Annotated in this window: 6 protein-coding genes and 1 pseudogene; 4 read left to right on the top strand and 3 right to left on the bottom strand. The window is 66.3% G+C overall.

The annotated features are described in order from the left end of the window. Window positions 1-209 precede the first annotated feature (209 nt). The 4 genes and pseudogenes from ACFV0G_RS04070 (at window position 210) to ACFV0G_RS04085 (ending at window position 6,433) form a co-directional block, all read left to right on the top strand. Window positions 210-938: pseudogene (locus tag ACFV0G_RS04070) on the top strand (transposase family protein). A 762-nt stretch (window positions 939-1,700) separates the two neighbouring features. Next, a complete protein-coding gene (locus ACFV0G_RS04075; protein ID WP_380541215.1) occupies window positions 1,701-3,260 on the top strand; it encodes an APC family permease in 1,560 nt (519 codons plus the stop codon). A 35-nt stretch (window positions 3,261-3,295) separates the two neighbouring features. Continuing rightward, complete coding sequence (locus ACFV0G_RS04080) at window positions 3,296-4,189, top strand: hypothetical protein (RefSeq protein ID WP_380541218.1); 894 nt, start codon at window positions 3,296-3,298, stop codon at window positions 4,187-4,189. Window positions 4,190-5,467: 1,278 nt separating this feature from the next. Further along, window positions 5,468-6,433: a tyrosine-type recombinase/integrase gene (locus tag ACFV0G_RS04085; protein ID WP_380541221.1), complete on the top strand. Its 966-nt coding sequence runs from the start codon at window positions 5,468-5,470 to the stop codon at window positions 6,431-6,433. Between the two features lie 90 nt (window positions 6,434-6,523). On the opposite strand, the gene ACFV0G_RS04090 is transcribed toward ACFV0G_RS04085, so the two are convergent. From ACFV0G_RS04090 to ACFV0G_RS04100, 3 genes are all read right to left on the bottom strand, one after another. Continuing rightward, window positions 6,524-6,838, bottom strand: a complete 315-nt coding sequence (locus ACFV0G_RS04090) for a response regulator transcription factor (protein ID WP_380541224.1) — start codon at window positions 6,836-6,838, stop codon at window positions 6,524-6,526. A 1,058-nt stretch (window positions 6,839-7,896) separates the two neighbouring features. Beyond that, window positions 7,897-8,139, bottom strand: coding sequence for a hypothetical protein (locus tag ACFV0G_RS04095; protein ID WP_380541227.1), 243 nt, complete (start codon window positions 8,137-8,139; stop codon window positions 7,897-7,899). A 634-nt stretch (window positions 8,140-8,773) separates the two neighbouring features. Further along, on the bottom strand, window positions 8,774-9,418 hold the full coding sequence (locus ACFV0G_RS04100; RefSeq protein WP_380541230.1) for a transglycosylase family protein: 645 nt from the start codon (window positions 9,416-9,418) through the stop codon (window positions 8,774-8,776). Between the last annotated feature and the right edge of the window lie 528 nt (window positions 9,419-9,946).

The raw sequence follows: 9,946 nt of genomic DNA on the forward strand, positions 1-9,946 counted from the left end.
GCCCCCAGGCTGTGCAACGGCACCGTGATCCCCGAATAGACAGCAGCATCGGGCCGATCGGAGGCGTGACCATGCTTGTCAGATGGCGCTTCACAGCCTCCCGTTGGCCATGGTGCAGATTCTGCTGAACCTCTTTCATCCTCGCCCGGCATGGTGAAATCGCCGGTCAGCTGGGGTGTCAGTGACGTGACAGGGCCCTCGTCGTTGCCGTGGTGATCTCGCTCATCACGTCGCTGCCGAGGGCCCTGTTGGTCTCGTATCGAGCCTGCTCGATGTCCCGTACGTTGGTCGAGCAGGTCTGGTGGCTGATCCATACCTGAATTCGTGAACTCGGGTTGCGACGTGGGAAGTTGGGCTGCTTCACGGGCCCTGCTGGTCCTGTCTCATCTGCGGAAGAACGAGACTCTTGCGCAGGTCGGAGCCAGCTTCGGGGTATCGGAGATGACCGCCTGGCGGTGCGTTGACGAGACCGTCGAGTTCTGGCCGGATGGGCGGCGGGCCGCGCGAGGCGATGGTAGGCCCGGGTAAGGGAGCTTTCGGACGTGCAGGGCGTCGTCGCCCCGGACGGCCGGCGCTTTGGTTCTCCCGAGTTCTGCCCGGACACCCCTGATCTGACCGCCGCCCGTGCCCACGGCATCGTCCAGGCCTACCTGGCCAGGGAGATTCTCGTGCTCCGGGCTGGGCCTACCTGGGAGCCGGCGGCGCGGTCCGCATTCCCATCTGCTGGCACGACGAACTGCCCGACCACTACAAGCAGTACACCCGCGACCACGCCCGCTTCAGGTCACCTGGCGAACGTGCCCTTCGCCTGACTTAAGTCCTGGCGGATCTTCCGTAAGGCCCGCTGTTCGACCAACCACGTCAACCGCGCCGTCTACAAAACCCAGGATGAAAGGAGTTCAATGAGCTGTTCAGAGCGGGGTCGGTTGAGTGGGTGACAGGCCGGCGCTGGGCAAGTATCCCTCGACGAGGGTGGACCAGAGCTTGGATATGGCGAAGTGCTCGGCGGAGGGCGCGGGTCAGCCCTTGCGGGCGACCTTGCCGGCATGTGGAAGCGGGGTCGGTAGATCATCCGGCTCTTCTCCCCGGCCTTGTAGTAGCAAATGGCAGTCACGAAGGATCCGGCGGCGGGTGCGGGCGACGGGTGTGTCCGCGCCGGCCCCAGGGGCGGGCGCGGTGGCGTCATCGCGACCCGGCCTCGTCCTCGAAGGACGACCGCTCCACACTTCGAAGCCGCCTGCGACCTGGGCGAGCGTCTCGTTCTTGCGCAGGCTGGCCAGGACCAGCAGGGCCGGCTTGAAGCAGCCGAGCTTTCACCAGCGCGGTTCAGCTCACGCCGTCGGGTGTAGATCAGCCAGGAGACGCGCTCGACCAGTTCGTGCGGGATGTCGAGCATGACAGGATTGGGGACCAAGCAACTCCTCGGGTAAGGCATGGTGGGCAGAGATCACCCACACAACGACCAGGAGCCCCGTCTTGCCAAGCTACCCCGCCGACCTGCCATTTCACCTTCCCACGACAGGACGAAAGAGGCTCAGCCGCCGCTGCTGGGGATTGAATGCAGGAGCCGAGGTCCCACCCGCGCACTCGCCGCGGCTACGGTGAGAGGGAACGGTACCCGGGGCCTGGAGGATTAGGTCCTTGGCACCTTCCCCTTGGGCCGGGTAGGCCGGTGGACTGTGCGCGTGCAAGGACAACAGGTGAATAAGATCCCGCCGGTAAGTGACGTGGGCCGGACGCGGGTGATGAACGGTCACGGCGACAGGCCGCGGGGGCAACAGCTTTCGGCAGGACGGGTGATGGTGCTGGCTGTCTCGGCCGCGGGCCCTCTGGGTGTCGTGGTGGGCAGCCTTCCTCTCGCGCTCGCCCTCGGCAATGGCCCCGGCGTACCTGCGACTTTTGTGGTCGCCATGGTCGTGCAGCTCTGCTTCTGCGTGGGGTATGCGGCACTGTGCAGGCGGGTGGTCAGTACGGGCGGGTTCTATAGGTACGTGGGACTGGGCCTGGGCCGGCCTGCGGGTGTGGGCGCGGCAATGCTGGCCCTGTGCTCGTACACGGCCATGTCGATCGGCCTGGTGGGTGCGTTCGGATACTTCACAAGCCTGGTTCTCGCGAAGTCCGGATTGCATGTCTCCTGGATGTTGTTGGCAGGTGGCGGCCTTGCGGTGGTGGGTCTCCTCGGCTATCACTCCGTGGGGCTGTCCGCCAAGGTTCTTGCCGTTCTACTAGTTGCCCAGATTGCCATGGTGGCCGTCTATGACCTCGCTGTTGTTGCGCACCTCGGCGCGGCCGCCTTTCCGGCAGTCTCGTTCGCCCCGGCGACCATCACCACTGGCAGTCTTGGCCTCGGCCTGATGATGGCCTTCAGCGGCTTCGCCGGCTACGAGTCCGCGGTGCTGTACGGTGAAGAGTCGACCGATCCGACCCGGAGCATCCCGCGTGCTGCCTACCTGGCCGTCGGCGCAATCGGTCTGATCTTTGTCGTCACCAGCTGGATCACGATTGGTGCGATCGGCGCCGATCAGACCCAGGAACGTGCACGTCGCCAGTTGGGCAATCTGATGTTCGGCCTCGTGGACACCTATGCGTCGGAGCCGCTGAGCCGCGCGATGGCCATCCTGATGTGCACGGCGCTCCTGGCGTCGATGCTGGCCATGCACAATGCCGCCAGCCGCTACACCTTCGCTCTGGGGAGAGAGAGGCTGTTGCCTGCCGTGCTCGGCCGGTTTGACTCCCGCCGCTACTCGCCGGCCTGCGCCAGCCTTGCACAGACCGCCGTCACTGCCCTGGCGGTTGCAGCGTTCGCAGCTGCGGGGCTCGACCCGTATCTCAACCTGGCCACGTCGATGGTGGGTCTGAGCACTCTAGGCATCCTCGTTGTGCAAGCAATTGCCGCAGTTGCGATCGTGGTGCACTTCCACCGGAGCCCGGAGTCGGGGCTGTGGCGTACCCGGGTTGCCCCCACAATCGGGGCGGTGGGCCTGCTCGTCGGCACGGTGTTGTCGGTCGCCAACTATGGGCGTTTCGCCGGAACGGCGGATCCCGTCGTTGTCGGGCTCCCCGTGGTGCTCGGTCTGGCGGTAGTCGGCGGCACTGGGTTTGGACTGTGGCTGAGAAGCCGACGCCCCGAGATCTATGCGGGTTTGGCATGGGCGAAGACCTCAGTCCCGGACGTTCTTGCCCCGGCGCCCGGCCAGGACCAGATGGCGGATGAGCATCGCCTCCTGACAACCGAGCCCCGGCGTGGCTACCTGTCGTGAAGCTCTTCGGACGAGGAAGGGCTACGCCCCGTCTCGTGGCGGAACTTGCGGATCCCGACCTTGGAAAGCTACTGTCGCGGGTCGCCGTCGCCGGCCGGGCACCCGAGCAGGACTTCGTCCTGGCCGCGGTCCAACGGCTGCTCGAGGAGGCGGGGCGGGACTGGGACCGGTGCACCCACCGCATGCGTGTTCTGGCACGGAGCGGGATCCACGGGATTGCCCACGGCTGGTACAGCCGCCGACCTGACGACCCGTACGCCCTCATGCTCTATGCGCTGAGCTGTTTGACAGGCGGCGCGGCCGAACCCTACATAGAACTGGCCGACGTGGAGTCGCTGTGCCGTCGCAGCGCTCGGCTCCTTCCCGCCCACCCGAGTCCCCACGTCGTACTGCTTGCTGCGTTGCGCAGGCTGCAACGCCCGGCCCACGAGGTTTTCGAAGTGTGGAAGGAGGCAACCGCGCGCGACCCGTGGCATCGCGAGGCACACCGGCAGATGCTGCGTTACCTCTCCCCGGACGAATGCGGTTCGGCTGCCAGGGCTCTGGACTTCGCGGACAAGGTTCGCGCCACGATGCCGCCGGGCGTGCCATCTGTCGGACTACACTTGGCTGCGCTGACGGACAGTTACCACTGCTTGCTGTCCGGGCAGCCAAGTGCGCCTGGCATTGGGCAGTACTGGACGGCACCCCTTGCGCAGCAGGCGATGGACGATGCAGCCGCACAGTGGCTCAAGCCGGGATTCCTAGCGCACGCGGCCGCCCCGGCAGATCTCAACCTGCTCGCCTACGTTCTGGTTCAGGCTGAACGCTTTGGCGAGGCGGCCGCAACCTTCCGCGCGCTTGGTCCTACCGTCACGGAGTGGCCGTGGTGTGTTCGGGGGGATGCGGTGCGGCAGTTCACGTACTGGCAGGATCGGCTTCTGGTGTGACGCTTGCGCCGATCGGAGGCCCGGCAGCAGCCAGACGAAGCCGACTGGGCGGTTGGCCCATGCCGATTCGGCGTGCGCTTCGGCCGCGGTCTGTTCCTCGGTGACGTGGAGCAGACCGCGCCGGCCGTGCCGTCTGGCGGGAATCGGTTTGCCTACGTTCACCCGAGGGGCCGGACGGTCTGATGCGGTTCGTGTCCAGCACGGCTGCGGCAGTCGGTCGAGGGTGCATGGTCTGGCGGCTCGACGTGGTCAGGCCGAGGGGGGAGGTACCCAAACGGTTCGGCGCATGATTGACCGCTCACGACGTTCCGCTAATGGGAGATGCCGACATCATGACCCCCGGGCTGCCAACGGCCGTGGGTATGGGTGAGCTGTGGGGCCTGGGTCCGCAGGCCACGCCCACGCCCGGCCGGGACGAGACCGTGAGGCTGAACCTGTGGAGTGGACGTCCCGACAATGGATCTTGATGGTCCAGGAAGGGGTGTCCAGGTGGGACGTAGGTCTCTGTGTCCGGAGGATGAGTTTCGGAGGGATGCTGTCGCTTTGTGCCGGGCGGCCGGTGGTGCTCGGACGTACTCGGCAGTGGCCGCCGATCTCGCTGGTCACCCGGTCCTGCCCAGCCGACAGGCTCACGGACCCAGTGTGGGACCCATTCCGCCCGGCGCTTGTTGGTATACCGCAGGCTCCTGACGGCATTGAACATTTCGGTGCGTAGATGGAGCACGCGGGCGGGGATCGCCTGGTAGAAGAAGCCCCTTGATGGCGGCTGCCGTCCCGTCACCACCTTCCCCAGGAGGTGCCACGTGGCTTTGCCTCCTGTCGCGGAGCTGGGGGCGCTGCCGCGGTAGGACCACGGTCTCAAATGCGCCGCTGGGACTGGTTGGGGTGGGGCCGGGTTGTTAAATTAGCCGCTCGGAAAATATTTCGGAAAATGGCCCCTTTTGTTCTGGGGTGCCTCCTAAGCTTTCGAGTACCCAAAAGATAGCTCCATGGCTCATTATCGGAAATTCTAGCGAATATGTGCTGCCGTGACTTATCGAGTGGCTCGTCCTAGCGATCGGTGCGAGGCGGCTGGCCGTCAGGGGGCGTGGCAGCCTGCTGTGCCACTCATCCGGGTCGTGGGCCTAGCTTGGGGCCGCACCGAGCTCGGTCCAGGGCCTTCCGGCTTGGGCCGTTGACGGTGCGCTCGACAAGTTGGTCGTCGGCGTCGGCCCCGGGGCTCGCGGTCGATCGTCCTGCGCGCAATCCGAAGGTCTGGCGGCATGAAGAGGGGAAACGGTGCCCACAGCCGTGCAACTGCCAGTTGAGACGTTGCTGACCGTCCGGGCAGCGGCCGACATGTACCTGGCCTCGCTCGGCAGTCTGAGCACCGTGCGCAGTTATGGCGTTGCGGTGGGCAAGACCGTCCAGTGGCTCGGCAGCGGCCAGCTACTCGCGGAAGTGGCGGACGACGAGATCAGAGAGGCCCTGGAACTGCTGTGGGGCACTGCTGCAGCGAACACATGGAACGCCCGGCGGGCGGCGCTTCTCTCCTGGCTCTCTTGGTGCAAGGAATGCGGATACGAAGGGCCGACGGTGCCGGCCTGGGCAAAGCGGCTCACCCCGCCCGACTCCAACACGCCTGCCCGTTCCCGCCATGAGATCGACCGACTCATTCGTCGGCAAGGGGTCCATCTAAGGGAGAAGGCGCTGTGGCGGATGCTCTACGAGACCGCCGCCAGGGCTGAGGAGATCCTCTCTGTCAACATTGAGGACCTGGACCTCGCGGGTCGCCGCGGCCAGGTGAGGACGGTCGGCACTCAGTCCGTGAGCCACCACTGGGACCGTGCTCGCGAGGACTTCACCGTTGAGACCGTCACCTGGTGCGGTGGGGCCGCGACCCTGCTGCGCAGGCTGCTGGAGGGGCGTACCCGCGGGCCGGTGTTCGTGGCCCACCGGCGTCCCGGCCCTGGCAAGGTGGTGGGCCCACGTGACATCTGTCCGGACACCGAGCGCGCCAGGCTTTCCTATGGCCGGGCCCGCGCGCTGCTGGACGAACACACCGGGGTGCGCGGGCCCGGCAGCGGCTGGGACCTCCACGAGCTGCGACACTCCTCCCTGACCCATCTCGGCGGGGCCGGGGCGAGCCTGCCGATGCTGATGGAGAAGTCCCGACACAAGAACGTCCAGAATGTCCGCCGCTACTACAAGCCCGTTCCCGTGGCGGAGGCTGCCACCACGCTGACGTCTGGCGGCGGCCGCTGACACGGCGTGCTCGTGCCGGCCTTACAGGCGCTGATCGCTTCGCTGAGATGGAGGGCGGGTGCTTCCGAGGTCCCGATGGTGGAGTGCTGTTCAGATCCTTCTCCAGCGGACGATTCCGTGGCGGTCGCGCACCTGCTGCATCCCGCGGATTGCGAAGCGCGGATCGTCGTCGGGTATCAGGGACTGCCTGGCCTGCCGTCTGGGTGCGGGCGGCATCTGCACCATGCCCGCTGCGATGACTGCCTCCTCGGTCGAGGCCACTCCCAGGCGCTCTCGGATCTTGTGCATCATCTGGTTGACCGTGCCCTCGGATTTGCCGACCTCCTCGGCGATCCTCGCCTGACTCATTCCGGATGCGATCATCCGTAGGAGCTCAAGCTGGCAACTTGTGAGTATCTCGCGCATTATGTCCCTCTTTGCGTTCTATCCTGTGCGTATTTCTTTGCATGTGGCGGCGATTGCGCTGTCATCCGCCGCTTTTCTTGCCCTTTTCGCGATCAAGGTGGCAACGTCGCTGATCCAGGAGGTAGAGGTCGACGGCAGCCGTGATCCGGTGGGCAGTTCCTGTGACCCGGGAATGACTGTGAGACGATCTGTTCGATCTTGTTGCGTAGTCGTTCTCTGTGCACGGGAGCCCTTCCTTGAGATATCCCACGGTGTCCGGACCGGCGCAGGCGGAGGAGCTCGCGAACCTGGGGCGGGGCCATTTCGTCTGCGGTGACGTACCTCGCGATGCCCATCAATGTCCCCTCGCGTCGCGGGTTCGGCCGCAGCAGATGCACCAGTCGCAGACCGGGACGCCTGTGCGTGAGGGCCTGATGTCGCCGTACCAGAGGTGTCCACGTGAGTGTTGGACCTGCGAGAAGCAGAACTCGTCCGCTTGATCCGACCTGGCTGCGGGCTCCGTCGGGGTGGGGTGGCCCGGTGAGGTGGCGTGGGCGGGGGTCCCAGTGTGCGGGAATCGACGGCCATCGTGCCACCGCCTTGATGGGAGGTTCGGGGAGGCGGAGGTCCGTCTCCGGTACCCACACTGCGGTCGCTCCGAGGCGATAACATCCGCCACTTGGCGCGTACCTGGGCCCGGCCCAAGCGCCGGGCATGCTGTGAGATGCCTCGCATTCATTTCTTCCGACAGGGGCCCGGAGGTGCTCCTACTGAGTGGGGTCTACTCCGTGCTTCCGAGCTCGGCGCGTTCGGGCCGCCACGAGGACGCCGACGCCCGCGGCCACCGCTGCACACCCGGCCAGGGCGATGATCGGGGTATTCCGGGATGTGCCGGTGTACGCGAGGCCGTCCTGCGACGCGGACGCCGACGAGGTGGCCCGCGTCGTGGCCGGGGGCGGGGCGCCCGTACTGCTCGGGCTGGGTCGGCCCCCGGCGTGCGCCAGTGCGGTGGCGAAGGTGCCGGCAGTTGCAAGGTGCCCCGCCTCATTGGCGTGGATGTCCTGATAGGGCGAGCACGCTCAGGCAGCTGACAGATCCGGGCGGTTCAACGGCACCGTGCCGACGTTGGGCAGTTGGGATGGGGTGCTGAAGTCCGAGGACGAGAAGGCGCTGGCCACATCCGCGACCTTGAAGCCGGCGCTGGCGTACGCCTGGGCCAACTGGGCATTCGCCTGGAAGTTCAACTGGTCGGACACCTCGGCGGCTTGCTGTCCGGTATCACCCTTGAGCCACAGTGCCAGGAGCGGGTTGTAGTAGGTCATCCCGGCGTAGAGCGTCTGCGTGCCTCCGGCGCGCCGGACGGCGCCCATGGTCTGCGGCAGGGTCCGGGTGGGGGTTGCCGTGGCCTTTGGACGCACGCCGAATCGATGGAATCGGCGGGGGAGATGCACGGGTCGATGTCATTCGCGCCGATGTCCACGGTCAGGTGCTTCACCTGCCCCTGATGCCAACTCAGGAACTTGACAGCGGCATCCAGCTGCGACTTGGCGTCTGGGTAGGCGCATTTGCCGCCGCCGATCATCGATGTACTGGTCTCGTCTGTGCAACCTGGCCGGGTGTGCTGGAGCCCGGGCTGCTGCCGCTTGAGCTGCTCGAAGACCCTGTCCGTGTATGAGGGTGTTGTCGGGCTGGTACCCGGAGGCGAGCGAATCGCCGAGCGACACGTAGGAGGTCGTGCTGTCCGGTCTATACCACCCGCCTTCACGAGGTGGGATACACGTTCGACGTAGATGCGCTCGGCTGAGCCCTCCATCTCCTGCCGAAAAGCCGTGTCGACGCTCCGAGAAGACTGACCCCCAGTGCAAGCAACCGTCAAGCGCACCCGCAGCGCTCACGTCGCAACCGCCCGGTGGATGAAGCGGGCGCAGCGGTCCGCATCGCCGGAATGCCGGTTGTTCAAGCGAGACGCAGGTGCTGGCCCGGGAAGATCAGGTCAGCGTTTTTGATGACGCCCCTGTTCAGGCCGTACAGCTCGTGCCAGCCACCGGCCAGGTGGTTGGCCCGGGCGATGCCGGACAAGGTATCGCCAGGCCTGACCGTGTGGGTGTGATGGCCGTGCTTCACCTGCCTGGTCCGGTCCTTGACCGGCATGGTCGGGGAAACCTGGGTGGCGGACGCCGGTCGGGAGATGGTGGGCCGGTTCGGGTGGACGTTGGTGGTGGGGCCGCCGACCGTCAGACCACCTGCCGAGGCGCACTCCCATGCACCGGGCCCCTGCATTGCCAGGAGTCTCTCGGCGACAGCGATCTGCTGGTCCTTCGTAGCGTAGTCGGCACGCGGCGCGTACTTCAGACCGCCAGCGGCGGCCCAGCTCGAGGGTGAGAACTGAAGGCCGCCGTAGTGACCGTTGTGGCCGCTGTCGTGGTTGGCCCAGTTGCCGCTGGACTCGCACTGGGCGACAGCGTTCCATGTGGCGACGCTGGCGGCGGAGGAGGGCGTCGCACTCAGAAGTGAGGCTGCGACGGCGACTCCGCTGACACCCGCCACACGGACGCGCGTTGTGAAGCGGGAGATTCCTGAAATGTGGTGGTGCTTGCCCATGGCGGACTCGTTTCTCACCGGCGCCTGCGAGGCCAGCTGCCGGGTTCGGGCCGAGTGCGTGCCTGCCTGGTGAGCACACCTTTCGGCACATGGCCCGGCCCCGAGCCGTCCCTGTTCGGCGGATTTCGCAGCGAACCCTGGAGTTCTCGCTCCTGCCTGCGGCATGACACATCAGCCATTCCCGTCAGTTGGCGGCAGGACTCGGCGTACTCGACCGACGGGGCCCGCGAAAGCGGGGAGCCGACACTAACCTGGCAGTCCGGTAGGGCGAACCTGTTCGTGAGGTAGGCCACACTTCCCGTCCGGCCTCAGACACCTGCAGGAATAGCCCACCCGGACAGCCAGCAGCGGCTGACCGCCAACACCATTAGGAAGACTGACATCCGGGACGTCCGCGTTCAGCCCGCGGGAGGTCGGGAACCAAGTGCCGATAGGGTCTGTAAAAAGAACGGTGTAACTCCCGATCAAGGAAGTAGCACCTGATGACAGACGTGACCGTCTCGGCCGAGGCCGTGGAGGCCGCACGGC

It is taken from the genome of Kitasatospora sp. NPDC059571 (assembly GCF_042735675.1).
Lineage (GTDB): Bacteria > Actinomycetota > Actinomycetes > Streptomycetales > Streptomycetaceae > Kitasatospora.

Bases quoted from the DNA above. Each gene is read 5' to 3' on its own strand.
- ACFV0G_RS04100 (WP_380541230.1), bottom strand. From the start codon at position 9,418: ATGGGCAAGCACCACCACATTTCAGGAATCTCCCGCTTCACAACGCGC.
- ACFV0G_RS04090 (WP_380541224.1), bottom strand. From the start codon at position 6,838: ATGCGCGAGATACTCACAAGTTGCCAGCTTGAGCTCCTACGGATGATC.
- ACFV0G_RS04095 (WP_380541227.1), bottom strand. From the start codon at position 8,139: ATGACCTACTACAACCCGCTCCTGGCACTGTGGCTCAAGGGTGATACC.